Source organism: Janthinobacterium sp. SUN100 (assembly GCF_030397705.1).
In the GTDB taxonomy this organism is placed as follows: domain Bacteria; phylum Pseudomonadota; class Gammaproteobacteria; order Burkholderiales; family Burkholderiaceae_D; genus Janthinobacterium; species Janthinobacterium kumbetense.
Window position 1 is genome coordinate 554572 of sequence record NZ_JAPUBU010000005.1, and the last position, 16404, is coordinate 570975.

Annotated in this window: 10 protein-coding genes; 4 read left to right on the forward strand and 6 right to left on the reverse strand. The window is 65.3% G+C overall.

Going from position 1 to position 16404, the window contains the following annotated elements; all coding sequences use genetic code 11:
• Positions 1–277: 277 nt before the first annotated feature.
• The 3 genes from clpS to O0881_RS25440 all read left to right on the forward strand — a co-directional run bounded on the left by clpS (position 278) and on the right by O0881_RS25440 (position 6438).
• Positions 278–580 carry an ATP-dependent Clp protease adapter ClpS gene (gene clpS / locus O0881_RS25430; protein WP_034751577.1) on the forward strand — a complete coding sequence of 101 codons (303 nt, stop codon included), beginning with the start codon at positions 278–280 and terminating at the stop codon, positions 578–580.
• On the forward strand, positions 577–2877 hold the full coding sequence (clpA, locus tag O0881_RS25435; RefSeq protein ID WP_035825884.1) for an ATP-dependent Clp protease ATP-binding subunit ClpA: 2301 nt from the start codon (positions 577–579) through the stop codon (positions 2875–2877). The genes clpS and clpA overlap by 4 nt, the downstream gene beginning before the upstream one ends.
• A gap of 207 nt (positions 2878–3084) precedes the next feature.
• On the forward strand, positions 3085–6438 hold the full coding sequence (locus O0881_RS25440) for a S41 family peptidase (RefSeq protein WP_289913530.1): 3354 nt from the start codon (positions 3085–3087) through the stop codon (positions 6436–6438).
• Positions 6439–6443: 5 nt separating this feature from the next.
• On the opposite strand, the gene O0881_RS25445 is transcribed toward O0881_RS25440, so the two are convergent.
• From O0881_RS25445 to prpR, 5 genes are all read right to left on the reverse strand, one after another.
• Complete coding sequence (locus tag O0881_RS25445) at positions 6444–7163, reverse strand: LytTR family DNA-binding domain-containing protein (RefSeq protein ID WP_289913531.1); 720 nt, start codon at positions 7161–7163, stop codon at positions 6444–6446.
• On the reverse strand, positions 7160–8224 hold the full coding sequence (locus O0881_RS25450; protein WP_289913532.1) for a histidine kinase: 1065 nt from the start codon (positions 8222–8224) through the stop codon (positions 7160–7162). The genes O0881_RS25445 and O0881_RS25450 overlap by 4 nt, the downstream gene beginning before the upstream one ends.
• Before the next feature lie 3 nt (positions 8225–8227).
• Positions 8228–9100, reverse strand: a complete 873-nt coding sequence (locus O0881_RS25455; RefSeq protein ID WP_289913533.1) for an alpha/beta hydrolase — start codon at positions 9098–9100, stop codon at positions 8228–8230.
• A gap of 90 nt (positions 9101–9190) precedes the next feature.
• Positions 9191–10117, reverse strand: a complete 927-nt coding sequence (locus O0881_RS25460) for a phytanoyl-CoA dioxygenase family protein (protein ID WP_289913534.1) — start codon at positions 10115–10117, stop codon at positions 9191–9193.
• 25 nt (positions 10118–10142) lie between these two features.
• Complete coding sequence (gene prpR, locus O0881_RS25465) at positions 10143–11768, reverse strand: propionate catabolism operon regulatory protein PrpR (protein WP_289913535.1); 1626 nt, start codon at positions 11766–11768, stop codon at positions 10143–10145.
• Positions 11769–11980: 212 nt separating this feature from the next.
• Between prpR and O0881_RS25470 the strand changes: the two genes are divergently transcribed.
• Positions 11981–15643, forward strand: a complete 3663-nt coding sequence (locus tag O0881_RS25470; protein WP_289913536.1) for an EAL domain-containing protein — start codon at positions 11981–11983, stop codon at positions 15641–15643.
• Here O0881_RS25470 and xth read toward each other — a convergent pair.
• Positions 15640–16404 (reverse strand): exodeoxyribonuclease III, encoded by a 765-nt coding sequence (xth, locus tag O0881_RS25475; RefSeq protein WP_289913537.1) that lies wholly within the window; start codon positions 16402–16404, stop codon positions 15640–15642. The genes O0881_RS25470 and xth overlap by 4 nt on opposite strands.

The window sequence follows — 16404 nt, forward strand, 5'->3', positions numbered from 1 at the left end:
GCAAGAAGCTTCTTGCCCCCTCCTCGACGTCTCACTTCTTATCAAGCTGTACATTACTGCAACAGTCGATACAGCATTGTTGGCGGAATAAATAATGAAGTCAAGCGCTTTTCCATCGATATTGCCAAATTCTTCACGACAACCAAAAAAGCAACTCTTGATTTTGACGGCAAGGTCGCCATCTGCGCACTATTAAGAAAACGCGTAAGATTGAAAACAATTGGAAAGGCGTAGATATTGCGCATGACAACCACTGTGAAAGCATTAGAATAAGCGTATGGCAACCAAGCACGACACAGAAACCCTGCTGGAGCGGCAAGTGCTGAAGCCGCCACCGCTCTACCAGGTAGCCTTGCTCAATGACGACTACACCCCCATGGAATTTGTGGTGGCCATCATTCAGGAGTATTTCAACAAGGACCGTGAAACGGCGACGCAAATCATGCTCAGTGTTCATCGCTACGGCAAAGGAGTGTGCGGCGTGTTCTCTAAAGATATAGCGTGTACCAAAGTGGAGTTCGTTTTAACGCATGCGCGCAAGGCGGGGCACCCCCTGCAGTGCGTGATGGAGGAAGTATGATTGCGCAGGAATTAGAAGTAAGTTTGCACATGGCGTTTGTCGAAGCTCGGCAGGCACGACACGAATTCATCACGGTTGAGCATTTACTGCTGGCACTGCTGGACAATCCCTCCGCTGCCGAGGTGTTGCGTGCCTGCGCGGTCAATATTGAAGACCTGCGCAAGACCCTCACCAATTTCATCGGCGATAACACGCCGACCGTGCCTGGCACGGGCGAAGTCGACACCCAGCCGACGCTTGGTTTCCAGCGCGTGATCCAGCGTGCCATCATGCACGTCCAGTCCGCCTCGAATGGCAAGAAGGAAGTCACGGGCGCCAATGTGCTGGTGGCCATCTTCGGCGAAAAGGATTCGCATGCTGTCTACTACCTGCACCAGCAGGGCGTGACGCGCCTGGACGTGGTCAATTTCATTTCGCATGGCGTGCGCAAGGACCAGTCGACGGAAAGCGCGAAAGCCTCCGAAGGCGTGGAAGAGGCGCCCGTCGACGGCCAGCCGAAGGAAAGCCCGCTCGACCAGTTCACGCAAAACCTGAACAAGGCCGCTGCCGAAGGCAAGATCGACCCGCTGATCGGCCGCGAGGAAGAAGTCGACCGCGTGATCCAGATCCTGTGCCGCCGCCGCAAGAACAATCCGCTGCTGGTCGGCGAAGCGGGCGTGGGCAAGACGGCCATCGCCGAAGGCCTCGCCTACCGCATCACGCAAAGCGACGTGCCGGAAATCCTGCAGAATGCCGTCGTGTATTCGCTGGACATGGGCGCCTTGCTGGCCGGTACCAAATACCGCGGCGACTTCGAACAGCGCCTGAAAGCCGTGCTGAAACAGCTGAAGGACAATCCGAACGGCATCCTGTTCATCGACGAGATCCACACCATCATCGGTGCGGGCTCGGCGTCGGGCGGCACGCTGGATGCGTCCAACCTGCTGAAACCGGCACTGGCCAACGGCCAGTTGAAGTGCATCGGCGCGACCACGTACACGGAATTCCGCGGCGTGTTTGAGAAAGATCATGCCTTGAGCCGCCGCTTCCAGAAAGTGGACGTCAACGAGCCAACCGTCGAGCAAACCGTGCAAATCTTGCGCGGCCTCAAATCGCGCTTCGAAGAGCACCATGGCGTGAAATACTCGGCCTCGGCCCTGTCGACGGCGGCCGAACTGGCGGCGCGCTTCATCAACGACCGCCACTTGCCCGACAAGGCGATCGACGTCATCGATGAAGCGGGCGCGGCGCAGCGCATCTTGCCGAAGTCGAAGCAAAAGAAAACCATCGGCAAGGCCGAGATCGAGGACATCATCGCCAAGATCGCCCGCATTCCGCCGCAAACGGTCAATCAGGACGACCGCAGCAAGCTGCAGACGATCGACCGCGACTTGCGCAATGTTGTGTTCGGGCAAGATCCGGCCATCGATGCGCTGGCGTCGGCCATCAAGATGGCACGTGCCGGCCTGGGCAAGACGGACAAGCCGATCGGCTCCTTCCTGTTCTCCGGTCCGACGGGCGTGGGCAAGACCGAGGTGGCGAAACAGCTGGCCTTCATCCTCGGTATCGAGCTGATCCGTTTTGACATGTCGGAATACATGGAACGCCACGCCGTCAGTCGTCTGATCGGCGCGCCACCGGGCTACGTCGGTTTCGACCAGGGCGGCTTGCTGACGGAAGCGATCACCAAGAAGCCGCATGCGGTCTTGCTGCTCGATGAAATTGAAAAAGCCCATCCGGACATTTTCAATATCCTGCTGCAAGTGATGGATCACGGTACCTTGACGGACAACAATGGCCGCAAAGCCGATTTCCGCAACGTGATCATCATCATGACGACGAATGCGGGAGCGGAAAGCTTGCAAAAGACGTCGATCGGCTTCACCAACTCGAAGCAGGCTGGCGACGAGATGGCCGACATCAAGCGCATGTTTACGCCGGAGTTCCGCAACCGCATCGACGCGACCATCAGCTTCCGTTCGCTGGATCAGGAAATCATCCTGCGCGTGGTCGACAAGTTCCTGATGCAGCTGGAAGAGCAGTTGCACGAGAAAAAGGTCGAAGCCGTATTTACCGAGAAGCTGCGCGCTTTCCTCGGCAAGAAAGGTTTCGATCCGCTGATGGGCGCGCGGCCGATGGCGCGCCTGATCCAGGACATGATCCGCAAGGCCCTGGCCGACGAACTGCTGTTCGGCCGCCTGGTGACGGGCGGACGGGTCACGGTCGACCTCGACGACAAGGACCAGGTCTTGCTGGAATTCCCGGAACCGCCAGACGCGGCGCCGACGGCTGCGCCGGAAACGGTGGAAGTGGAATAAGCTTCCTGCCGTCAACAAAAACCCGCCCACGCAAGTGGCGCGGGTTTTTTTACGCCCGTAAGTGAGTAATGGAAACTATTATGCAAATTGCCTTGTTTAAAAAAAGGTATTGCTTTTGCATCAGCTATGCAAGAATCGGGATCCCGGTGTCGGCCTTGCCCCGCATCGTTTCCATGACCGCTGACTGCTCGTTGAAAGACTGCCTACATGAAAATTTCCCGTACTCTCGCCTTCCTCCTGTTGTCCGCCGGCTTGCTGGGGAGCGCTGCCGCCGCTGCCGCGCCTGCCGGCAGCTACTTCCGCTTCCCCGCCGTGCGCGGCGATACCGTCGTCTTCACGGCCGAAGGCGACTTGTGGAAAAGCAATCTGCGCGGTGGCGCGGCGCAGCGCCTGACCACGCATCCGGGCTATGAAACGAATGCGGCGATTTCGCGCGATGGCCAGTGGATCGCCTTTTCCGCCGCCTATGAAGGGGCGCAGGAAGCGTATGTGATGCCGCTGGCCGGCGGCTTGCCGCGGCGTATTTCGTACGACAATGGCGGCGTGCTGGTGCTGGGCTGGACGGCGCAGGGCGAAGTGCTGGTCAGCACGCAAAATACGGACGGTCCCGCGTCGCGCCGCATCGTTGCCGCCATCGATCCCGTGAAACAGACGCGCCGCGTGTTTCCCGTGGCCGACGCCAACGATGCCGTGCTCGACGACGCCGGCAAGACGCTGTTCTTCACGCGTTTCGGCCTGGCCATGACCAACGACAATGTGCGCAACTACCGGGGCGGCGCGCATGCCGTCCTGTGGCGCTACGACCTCGATGGCAAGGGCGAGGCGGTGCGCATGCACGCGGAGCCCGCTGTGTTGGCTGGCAACAACAAGCGCCCCATGTGGTGGCAGGGCCGTGTCTACTATATCAGTGACGCGGGCGGCAGCGACAATCTGTGGAGCATGCTGCCCGACGGCTCCGACCGCCGCGCCTTGACCAGCCACACGCAGTGGGACGTGCGCAATGCGTCCCTGGGCGACGGCAAGATCGTCTACCAGCTGGGCGCCGATTTGCATGTGCTCGACCTGAACGCCCCGGCAACGGGCGCCTCGCAGCCGCTGGCCATCAGCCTCGTGTCCGATTTCGACCAGCAGCGCGCGCGCCAGATCCGTTCGCCGCTCGATACCTTGAGCAATGTCCAGGTGTCGGGCAAGGATGAGCGCATCATCCTTACTGCAAGGGGCCGTGTCAGCATCGCCGGCACGGGCAGCCTGCGCCGCGTCGACATCGCCATTCCGGAAGGGGCGCGGGCGCGCGACGCCGTCTTTTCCAGCGACGAGAAATCCATCTTCGCCGTCGTCGACACGAGCGGCGAGAATGAAATCTGGAAGTACGCCGCCGATGGCTCGGGCAAGGGCGAGCAGCTGACGACGCAGGGCGATAATCACCGCTGGAAATTGTATCCGTCGCCGGATGGTCGCTGGCTGGCCCACACGGATAAAAAGGGCCGTTTCTGGCTGCTGGACCTGGCGACCAGGGGCAACGCGCTGATCGACGACGCGGGCAAGGCGGGCGTGGACAAGCACGACGAAGTGCAATGGTCGCCCGACAGCCGCAACCTGGCCATCGTGCGCGTGGCCAGCAACGAGCAGCGCGAGCAGATAGGCTTGTACAACCTCGCGTCGAAGCAGCTGCAATTCGTCACCAGCGACCGCTACACGTCTGGTTCGCCCGTGTTTTCGCCGGACGGGCGCTGGCTGTATTTCTTGTCGGCGCGCAATTTCCAGCTGGCCAACGGTTCGCCATGGGGCGACCGCAACATGGGGCCCGTGTTCGACAAGCGCACCGGCGTGTATGCGCTGGCGCTGCAGCCGGGCAACCGGTTCCCGTTCCAGCCCGACGATGAACTGAGCCGTCCGGGAGTGAAGCCGCCCGAGACGGACGATGAAAAGGCGGCCGAATCGGCGGCGGAAAAAGCGCTGGAAAAGGCGGGCGGCAAGGGCGCCGTGAAAAAGGCGCCGGCGGCACTGCCAGCCATCGTCAGCCAGGGCCTGGCCGAACGCCTGTATGAAGTGCCGCTGGCGGCGGGCAATTACAGCGCGCTGGCCGCCGATGACAAGCGCCTGTATTTCCTCGAGCGGGACAGCGGCGAAAACAAGTCCAGCCTGAAGACCTTGGCGATTGGCAACACCGGCTCCAAGCCGGAATTGCTGGTGGCCAATGTGCGCGAATTCGACCTGGCGCAGGACAAGAAGCATTTGTACTACCGCACGGCGGCGGCCACGGGACCGGGCGAGATGCTGGTGATCGAGGCGGGCGCCAAGCTGCCGGCCGACCTGTCGAAGGCCAAGGTCAAGGTCGACGACTGGACTTTCGTGTCGAATCCGCGCCTGGAATGGAAGCAGATGTTCAACGACGCCTGGCGTTTGCACCGCGATTTTCTCTACGACGCGAAGATGCGCGGCGTGGACTGGAAGGCGGCGCGCGACAAATATGCGCCGCTGGTCGAACGGGTCACGGACCGCGCCGAACTCAATGATCTACTCGGCATGATGGTGGCCGAAGTGGGCGCCCTGCATTCGCAGATCCGCCCCGGCGAATTGCGCCGCACGGAACAGGAAGGCACGCCGGCGGGCCTGGGCGCCGTGCTGGCGCGCACCAGCGACGGCTACCGGGTCGAGCATGTCTACCGCAGCGAGGCGGAGCTGCCTTCGGCGCGCGCACCCTTGTCGCGTCCCGACGTGGACGTGAAGGCGGGCGACGTGATCACGGCCGTCAACGGCAAGGACGTCTTGGGCGCGCGCGACATCAGCGACCTGCTGCTGAACCAGGCCGACAAGCAGGTGCTGTTGCAGGTCAAACGGGGCAAAGGCGCGCCGCGCGCCGTCATCGTCACGCCCGTCAACATGGCGAAACAGACGGCGCTGCGCTATGGCGACTGGGAATTGAGCCGCGCCGAGCAGGTGGCGGCCGCCTCGCAGGGGCGCATCGGCTACCTGCATTTGCGTGCCATGGGGCCCAACGACATCGCCTCGTTCGCGCGCGATTTTTATGCGAACGTCAACCGCGAAGGCTTGATCATCGACGTGCGGCGCAATAACGGCGGCAATATCGACAGCTGGATCATCGAAAAACTGCTGCGCAAGGCCTGGGCCTACTGGGCGCCGCCGGGCGTGCAGCCGTCGTCGAACATGCAGAATACCTTCCGCGGCCACCTGGTCGTGCTGGTCGACGAACTCACGTATTCGGATGGCGAGACCTTCGCCGCTGGCATCAAGGCCCTGGGGCTGGCGCCGCTGGTGGGCAAGCGCACGGCTGGCGCGGGCGTCTGGCTCAGCGACAATACGCGCCTGGCCGACAATGGCATGGCGCGCGTGGCGGAAAACGGCCAGTTCGGCATCGACGGCCAGTGGCTGATCGAAGGCGTGGGCGTGGTGCCGGACGTGGAGGTGGAAAATCCGCCGCACGCCACCTTCAATGGCGCCGACCGCCAGCTGGAAGTGGCGCTCGACATGCTGGCGAAAAAGCTCAAGGAGCAGCCGCGCCCCGCTTTCCAGGCGCAGCCGATCCCCGCGCTGAAGTAGTCCCGCTACAGGCCGCAGGCGGCCTTGAACTGTTGCGCGCGGCGGCGCGACACCTCGACCACGCTGCCATCCAGCAGGTGCAGGTCGAGGCCATCGGCCGCATTCGGCGCCACTTGCGCCACCTGCGCCAGGTTGACGATCTGGCGCCGGTTGGCGCGCAGGAACAGGGCCGGATCGAGCTTTTCTTCCAGCTGGTTCAGGGTGCGCAGCATCAGCGGACGCTGCGCGCCGAAATGCACGCGTGTGTAGTTGCCTTCCGATTCCAGCAGGCGGATATCGTCAAATGCCACGAACCAGCAGCGTTCCCCGTCCTTGATGAAGACTTTGCGCGGCGCGGGCGGCGGCACGGCTTGTGCCCGCGCGCCGGCGCGTGCCAGCGCCGTGGCCAGGCGTGCCGCCTGCACGGGTTTTTGCAGGTAGTCGAGGGCGCTGACCTCGAACGCCTGCAGCGCGTACTGGTCGAAGGCCGTGCAAAAGATGACGTCGGGCGCATCGTCGAGCGCGGCCAGCAGGTCGAAGCCGGAGCCGCCCGGCATCTGCACGTCGAGCAGCAGCAGGTTGGGCCGCAGCTTGCCGATCTGCGCGACGGCGTCGGCCGCGCTGGCCGCCTCGCCCACGATCTCCACGGCGCCGCGCTGCACATGCGGCGCCAGCAGCCGTCGCAGCTCGGCGCGCGCCAGGCGCTCGTCATCGACCAGCAGTACCTTGAGCGGCTGGCCGTTCATGCCCGCTCCGGCAGGTGGATGGTGGCATGCACCCAGCCCGCCTGTTCGCGCAATTCCAGGCTGGCGCGTTCGCCGCAAGCCAGTTGCAGCCGTTGGCGCGCATTGCGCAGGCCGACGCAGGTGGAGTTGCCCGGTTCGCGCAAGGCGCCCGTGTTGGCCACGTCGATCTGCAGCATGGCCGCGCCGTCGGCGGGGCTGGTACGGCGCGCCGCGATGCGGATGTCGGCGCCCTCGGCGCTTGCTTCGACGCCGTATTTGACGGCGTTTTCCACCAGCGTCTGCAGGGCCATGGGCGGCACGCGCACGTATTCCACGTCGGGCGCGCTGATCTCGATCGCGAAGCTGACGCGCAAGCGTTCCTCGAAGCGTATCTGTTCGATGGCCAGGTAGGCGCGCACGGCGTCCAGTTCGGCCGCCAGCGGCACCGTGGCGTGCTGGCCCGATTGCAGCGCGTGGCGCATCAGGCCTGCCAGCTGGTCGATCATGTGCGCGGCCGCTTCGCGGTCTTCGAAGATCAGGGCGCGCACGCTATTGAGGCTGTTGAAGAAAAAATGCGGATTGACTTGCGCCTGCAGGGCGCGCAGTTCGGCCTCCCGTCCGTGCAGCTGCAGGCGCAGGGTTTCCGCTTCCAGGCGAGCGGCGCGGCGCAGCGACAGCGCGGTGAAGTAGAACACCGTCCAGGTCAGGAAGACCCCGAACCAGAACAGCAGCGCGCCGGGCAGCCAGGCGATGCCGCGCAGGATGTCGGGCGGATACATGACGTGGAAGGCGGCCGTCACACTGGCCGTCTGGATGGCGGCCAGCAGGATCAGCGACGGCACGATACGTTTCCAGCGCAAGCCGTTTGCCGCCCAGCCGCGCCGGCGCAGCACGCCATGCCACAGGTGCGACAGCAGCAAGCCGCCAAGCGATCCCCAGCAGGCGATGGTCGCGACGATGCGCAGTTGCGAGGAGCCGCCGTACACGCTGTTGAACAGGGCCAGCGCGCCCCAGCCGGCCAGCTGGAAGGTCCAGTACCAGTCGATCCGGGCCAGCAACGGGGGGCGGTGGGGTGGCGTCATGGCTCAATGCAGGAATTGCTCGATCTGGCCGAACATCCAGTCCGGCTGGTCGTACATGATGAAGTGGCGCGCCGTGTCGGCCAGCGCGATCTGCACGCCCGGCAGCTGGGCATACTGTTGCTGGAAGGTGGCCTCGATGGCGGCGCGCGGCGCGTAGTCCTTGTAGGCGATCCAGGTGCCCAGCACCAGCGTGGGCGACTGCACTTTCGCCACGTCCTGGCGCAAATCGCTGGCCATCAGGGTGCCCATGGCCTTGATCACCGTTTCGCGGTCCGAGCGCTGGCCCCAGCCGATGATGCGTTCCACGTCGGCCGGCGCGCTGGCCATGGTCGCGACGGTGCGGCGCTGACTGGCGCTGGCGGCCGCCGCATCCTGGGCCCGCATGGCCGCCTGCATCTGCTGCGACATGGCTTGCAGCTGCTCCGGCGTGATGGAGGGCAGCTGCGTCGCGCCCAGCGCCGGCAGCGAATCGACGATCACCAGCTTGCCCGTCTGCGCCGGATGGTCGATGGCCATTTTCAGGGCCAGGAAGCCGCCCAGGCTATGTCCGATGATGGCCGGCTGGCCCAGTTTGCGGGTGCCGATGTAGTCGGCCAGCTGCTGTTCCGCCTGCGCCAGCAGGTCGCCTGCGATGGGCGCCACGCCGGCAAAGCCGGCCAATGTCAGCGCGTGGCATTGGCGCGCGGCCTGCGGGCCGCACAGGCGCGCCACGGTGGCTTGCCACACTTCGCCCGAGGATGCGAGGCCGGGAATCAGGATCAGGGGACGGCCTTGTCCGGTGACCTCGACCGTGAAGGCATTGGGCGCGGCGGCCTGGCTGGCGCCCGCCAGCAGCGCCGTACTGAGCAAGATCAATGTTTGCAGTGTTCGTTTCATGGGGTACTCCTCCTTGACGACCATGCTAGCGTTGCCGGGAACGCGCGGCCAGCGTCGCGGGATGAGCGGCGCCAGGGCGGGATGAGCGGTTCAGATCCACCCATCGTGGTCCTGGCAGTGGTCCGGATGGTAGGTCAGGTATTGCACCATGCGCGGCGCCGGGCCGCGGTTGGGCGTGGCGCAATGGGGCAGGGCCTGGTGCCAGATGATGAAATCGCCGGCCATGCCTTCGACGGGCACGGGCCGCAAGTCGTCGACGGCCCATTCGCGCGGCTGGCGCCCTGGCGGCACTTGCCGCAGCCAACCGGCCATGCGGTGCTGGAAGCCGGGCACGCAGTGGAAGGCGCCGTGCTGCGCCGGACAGTCGCTCAGGTACAGCATGCCTTGCAGCTTGAATGGAATCGGCTGCTGCAGGCTGACGTCCCAGTGCAGGGCGCTGCCGAGGAAGCGGTGCTGCGGCGTTTCCGGAGCATTGAAGCTCACCTTGTCGATGCTGGCGTAGATGCCGGCGCCAGTGCCGTACAGCTGCTGGTAGGCGTGGCGGATGTGCGCGCTGTGGCGGTTTTCCTCGAGGGCCGGGTGGTCGGAAAACTGCAGCATCAGGCCCCGCTTGCCCGGGTGCGGCTGGTACCACGATGCCGCATCGTCCGGGGAGGCGCCCAGGTAGTCCCAGATCGCCGCCCGGGCGGCGGCGCACTGCGCGCGCGGCACGGCGCCGCGCAGCACCAGGTAGCCGTGCTCCTCGAAATGGTGCAGCTCGGCTGCGGATAGCACGTCCTCGTGCGGGCTGCCGGCGTGGGCCGGGCGTGGGCGCGTGCGCGCGGCGATCCAGTCCGTGTAGGCTTGCAGGGTCGGCCGTTGCTGATACAGGAAGTGCAGCGCGTCTTCCATCGAAATGCCGCGTGCGTACAGCGCCTTGATGTCGCTGTGGTCGCGTGCCAGTCCCGGGTTGCCGCTCACGGCGCCTTGTCCCGTGCAGCGCTGCCATAAATCGTGCAAGTGAGCCCAGTCGTCCATGGTGTTTTTTGTCTGGTTGGAAAAATCAGCCGGCGCGCAGGCGGCGCCACAAGGTGGTACGGCTGATGCCGAGGTACTGGGCGGCGGCGTCGCGGCGCCCGCCGAAGCGCGCCAGCACGGCGCTGGCGCTTTCGTCCTCCAGGCGCGGCGCGGCGGCGGTAGCCGGCGCCGGCGGCAGCGCCGCCGTGCCGGCAGCGTTGGCCAGTTCCGGCGCCACGCCCAGCACGAAGGCGGGCGTCAGCGCCTGCAGCGGTTCGGCGGCCAGGAACAGCGCCAGGCGTTCGGCCAGGTTGCGCAGTTCGCGCACGTTGCCGGGCCAGTCGTAGCGGCGCAGCAGCGGCGCGCAAGCCTGGATTTCCGCGTGCAGGTTGGGATGCGGACGGGCGCCCAGCGCCGCCAGCGCGTTTTTCAGCGACCATTCGGCCAGGCCTGGAATGTCGCTGGCGCGTTCGCGCAAGCCGGGTAGATGCAGGCGCAGCACGGCCAGGCGGTAGAACAGGTCGGCGCGGAAGCGTCCTTCGCGGATGCGCTGTTCCAGGTCGCAGTGGGTGGCGCTGATGATGCGAACGTTGATGGCGATGGGCCGCGTGCCGCCCACGCGCACCACTTCGCGCTCTTCCAGCACGCGCAGCAATCGCGTTTGCAGGGCCAGCGGCATTTCGCCGATTTCGTCGAGGAACAGGGTGCCGTGGTTGGCCGCTTCGAACAGGCCAGCATGGCCGCCCCGGCGCGCACCCGTGAAGGCGCCATCCTCGTGGCCGAACAGTTCCGATTCCAGCAGGGATTCGGCGATGGCGCCGCAATTGATGGCGATGAAGGGCCGGTTCGCGCCCAGGCTGCGCGGGCTTTCACGGTGGATCGCCTGCGCCACCAGTTCCTTGCCGCTGCCCGTCTCGCCCTGGATCAGCACCGTCGCCGGCGAGCGGGCATACAGCACCACCGACTGGCGCAGCGCTTCCATCGCTTCCGATTCGCCGCGCAAATCGTGCAGGCCGTGGCGCGCGCGCAGGGTGTCGGCCACCACCGCGCGCCGCCCGCGGTTCGATTCGATCTGGGTCAGGCGCGCCAGTTCCAGCGCGTCGTCGAAGGCGCGCCGGATGGCCGTGGCCGAATACACGAAGACGGCGGCCAGTCCCGCTTCCTCGGCCAGGTCGGTGACGAGGCCCGCGCCGACGACGGCCTTGACGCCGGCCGCCTTCAGTTCATTGATCTGCGCGCGCGCGTCTTCCTCTGTGGCGTAGGTGCGCTGCGCGATCTGGAAGCCGAAGGTGGCGGCAAATTCGGCCAGTTCCGGCATCGGGTCCTGGTAGGTGACGACGCCGATGTGCGGCGAGATGCGCCGCGCGCGCGCCAGTGCCTGCATCACGTCGTAGCCGCTGGCCTTGGCGATGATGACGGGTACCGACAGCCGGCCTTTCAGGTAGGCGCCGTTCGAGCCGGCGGCGATGACGGCGTCGCAGCGTTCCGTGGCCATGCGTTCGCGGATGTGGCGCACGGCGTCGTCGAAACCCAGGTTGATCGGTTCGATCGTCGCTAGGTCGTCGTATTCGAGCGTGATGTCGCGGAACAGGTCGAACAGGCGCGAGACGGAGACTGTCCATATGACGGGTTTGTCGCGGTGGTCGAGCGGAGGTTGGGGAGGGCGGCGCATGCTTTATTCTAAACGATTTGTTTCATTTTCCAGCCATGCAACGGCGTTGCAACGGGCGTGTTGCAGGTGGTCTGTGGTGTTTCAGATATTGCCAATAAGGAATATGAAAAAACCGTGGGAAACTGGTTTATGATCTAGCAGCACCATGATGCTTGTAAGAATCTTTTTCCCAGGCGCATGTTTATCTTGTCCTTAACCGTCCCATGGTGTCCATGAACCGCGTACCGACCAGTCCCGATTTCATCGCCGATGCCTTGCAACTGATCGCCTTGCCGGCGTGCGCCTGCGATGCCTGCGGCATGGTGGTGGCGGCGAATGGCGCCTTGCAGGCCCTGCTGGGCCGGGATATCGCGGGCCGGCTGCTGGCCGACTGCTTTACGGACGCCTACCGCGCGTCGAGCACCAGCATGCTGCGCGGCGCGCTCGGTGCGGCGGGGCGCGAGCGGCACTGGGACAGCAGTCTGGAAGGGGCGGCGGGCGCCATCGCCGTGCAGGTCTGGTCCCGGCCCCTGCTGGTGGACGATGGCTTGCCCGGCGCGACCCTCGTGTTTGCCGACATCCGCGTGCAGCAGCGCGACCAGCAAGCCTTGCGCAAGACCTTGCTCGAGCAGCAGGCCATCCTGGAAAGCGCGGCCGTCGGCATCGTTTTTTCCAAGGGCGGCTTCATCGAAGAGTGCAATATCCGCGCCGCCGAGATGCTCGGCTACGCGCGCCACCAGTTGACGGGCATGCCGGGCGCGGTGTTGTACCGCTCCGCCGAGCATTGCCGCGCCCTGGGGCTGGAAGCGGCGCCGCTGTTGTCGAAGGGCAAGCCGTACCGCACCGAACTGGAATTGCGGCGCCAGGACGGCAGCTTGTTCTGGAGCCGCCTGCACGGGCGCGCCGTCGATCCCCTCAATACGCATGACGGCACGGTCTGGATCATCGAGGATATCAGCGACCACCGGCGCGACGAAGACCAGCTGCGCCGCGCCATGCTGGAAATGCAGGCCGTGATGGATAACGCGCCCCTGGCCATCGGTTTTCAGCGCGACAAGGGCGTGCTGCGCTACAACCGGCGCTTCGCCGAATGCTTCGGTTTCGATGGCGACAGCGGCGTGGGCATGGCCGTCGCCGACCTGTATCCGTCGCGCGCGGCGTATGAAAATGTCGTCAGGCAGGCGTCTCCCCTGCTGCGGCGCGGCCAGCCGTTCCAGGGCGAGATGGAGATGCGCCGCCGCGACGGTTCCACTTTCTGGGCGCTGGCGTATGGCTATGTCCTGAATCCGGAGAGCCAGACGGACCGCGGCCTGCGCGACACGATCTGGCTATTCGACGACCGCAGCGCGCAGAAGGCGGCCGAGGAGGCGACGCGCCAGCTGATGCTGGAGCAGCAGGCTATCCTCGACAACGCCTCCGTCGGTATCCTGTTTTCCCGTTCGCGCCTGGTCCTGCGCTGCAATCCCCGCTTCGCCGAAATGTTCGGCTACGCGCAGGAGGAGATGACGGGCTTGCCCGCCGCCGAGCTGTTTCCTTCCCCCGCCGCCTACGAGGCGTTTGGCGTGCAAGCCACGCCGCTGCTGGGACAGGGCTTGCCCTACGAGCAGGATGAATCGCTGTTCCGCCGCCGCGACGGCAGCCTGTTCTGGTGCCGCATCCGCGCCAAGGCCGTCGACCAGGCGCACAGCGAGCAGGGCGCCATCTGGATACTGGAAGACGTCACGGCCAGCCGCCAGACGCAGATGGAAGTGGCGGCCATCATGACGAATGCCTCGGTGAGCATCCTGTATACCAAGAACCGCCAGATCACGCGCTATAACCTGGGCTTTGCCGCGATGTTCGGCTACAGCGGCGACGAGGCGCTGGGCTTGCCCGGGCGCGCGCTGTACGTGTCGCAGCAATCCTATGAATTGCTGGGCGCGGCGGCCTTTCCCTTCCTGTCCGTGGCCAAGCCCTTCCAGACGGAAGTGGAAATGATGCGCCGCGACGGCAGCACCTTGTGGGCGCAGCTGATCGCCTATGTCGTCAATCCCGACGATCCCGCCGCCGGCACCATCTGGATCATCGAGGACCGCACGGAAGCCAAGCGCGCCGAAGAGTCCCTGCGCAACGCGCTGCTGGAAAACCAGGCGATCCTCGACAGCGCCGTGCTGGGCATCTCGGTGGTGGAAGGCGGCCACAATTTGCGCGCCAACAGCAAGATGGAAGAGCTGTTCGGCTATGGACCGGGCGAGATCAACGGCCTGTCGGTGCAGGCCCTGTATCCCGACGTGGCCGCGTGGAAGGCGGCACGCGGCGAGACGGCGCGCGATTTCGATGCGGGCAGGGTGCACATGTCCGAATACCAGCTGGTGCGCAAGGATGGCAGCCGTTTCTGGGCGCGCCTGTCCGGCCGGCCGTTCGATCTGGCGCATGCGCATGGCCGTTCCGTGTGGCTGGTTGACGACGTGACGGCGCGCCGCGAGGCGGCCGAGGCGGTGCGCCGCGCGCGCGACGAGCTGGAATTGCGCGTGCAGGAGCGCACGGCCGAACTGGCCGGCGCCAACCTGCTGCTGCAGGGCGAAATCGTCGAGCGGCGCCAGGCCGAGGCGCGGGTGCATCACATGGCGTACCACGACAACCTGACGGGCTTGCCGAACCGCGCGCTGCTGTCGGACCGGCTGGAGCGGGCCATGCTGGCCGCGCAGCGCTCCGGGCGCAAGCTGGCCGTGATGTTCATCGACCTGGACCGCTTCAAGACCATCAACGATTCGCTGGGCCACATGACGGGCGACCTGCTGCTCAAGGAAGTGGCCGCCCGGCTGTGCGGCGCCGTGCGCGCCAGCGACACGGTGGCGCGCCTGGGCGGCGATGAATTCGTCGTGCTGGTGCCGGGCATCCGCGGCAGCGACGAAGCGGCGCACGTGGCCGAGAAGGTCATCGAGGCGCTGACGCCCGCCTTTCCGCTCGACGGCCACGTGCTGCACGTGACGCCGTCGATCGGCATCTGCCTGTATCCGGACGATGGCGGCGATGTCGACGCGCTGATGCGCCATGCGGATGCGGCCATGTACCACGCCAAGGGCAATGGCCGCAATAACTACCAGTTCTTCACGCAGACGATGAACCAGGCGGCGGCCCTGCACTTCGACCTGGAAAGCAGCTTGCGCACGGCGCTGGTGCAGCAGCAGTTCGAGCTGTTTTACCAGCCGGTCATCGATATCGCCACGCGCCGGCTGCACGGCATGGAAGTGCTGCTGCGCTGGCGCCGTCCCGGCCACGGCCTGGTGCTGCCGGATCGCTTCATCCCCATCATGGAGGAAAACGGCTTGATCGTGCCGGTGGGCGAGTGGGTGATGCGCCAGGCGTGCGAGCAAAGCATGGCCTGGCAGCGCCAGGGCTTGCAGCCCGTGCCCTTGGCGGTGAATCTGTCGCCGCGCCAGTTCATGCACAAGGGCCTGGTGGCGGCCATCGGAACCGTGGTGCGGGAAACGGGCATTGACCCGGCGCTGCTGGAATTCGAGATCACCGAGACGGCGCTGATGCAGCACGGCGAGCATACGCTGGAGATTTTGCGGCAGATCAATGGCATGGGCTTGCGCCTGTCGATCGACGATTTCGGCACCGGCTATTCCAGCCTGGCCTACCTGAAGCGCTTCCCCGTGAAGAAGGTCAAGATCGACCGCGCCTTCATCAAGGACCTCGAACACAGCGGGGAAGACCGCGCCATCGTGGCGGCCATCATCGCGCTGGCCGACAGCCTGCAATTGTCGGCCGTGGCCGAGGGCGTGGAGACGGAAGAGCAGTTCGCCCTGCTGCAGGCGAACGGCTGCCGCTATGCGCAGGGCTATCTGTTTTCCGCGCCCGTGCCTGCCGTGAACGCGCAGGCCTTGCTGGAGCGGATAGCCGCTAGTTAATCAATCGTTGCCACGACCGGCGCGTGGTCGGACGGCTGTTCCCACTTGCGGGGCACGCGGTCGATCACGCAGGCCGTGCAGCGGCCACTCAGGGCGGGCGAGAGCAGGATGTGGTCGATGCGCAGGCCCTTGTTCAGGCGGAAGCCCAGTTGGCGGTAATCCCACCAGCTGAACGATTTGTCCGCCTGCTCGAACAGGCGGAAGGCGTCCGTCAGGCCGAGGTCGAACAGGCGCTGCAGGGCGGCGCGTTCCTTGTCCGAGACCAGCACCTGGCCGGCCCAGGCGACGGGGTCGTGCACGTCGCGGTCGTCCGGCGCGATATTGTAGTCGCCGACGACGGCCAGTTGCGGGTGCTGCTGCGCTTCTTCCGCCAGCCAGTCGTGCAGGGCGGCCAGCCAGCCCAGCTTGTATTCGTACTTGTCCGAATCGATGCTCTGGCCGTTCGGCACGTAGGCGCAGACGACACGCACGCCTTTGACGGTGGCGGCCAGGATGCGCTGCTGCGCATCTTCATAGCGCGGGTTGTTCTTCACCACGTCGGTGATCGGCAGCTTCGACAGGATGGCCACGCCGTTGTAGGTTTTCTGGCCGCTGAAGACCACCTGGTAGCCGGCCGCCTCGATTTCGGCGACGGGGAACTTGTCGTCCGTGAGCTTGGTTTCTTGCAGGCAGAGTATGTCGACCGGGTTGTCCGTCAGCCATTGCAGCACTTGCGGCAGGCGCACTTTGAGCGAATTGACGTTCCAGGTGGCGAGTTTCAT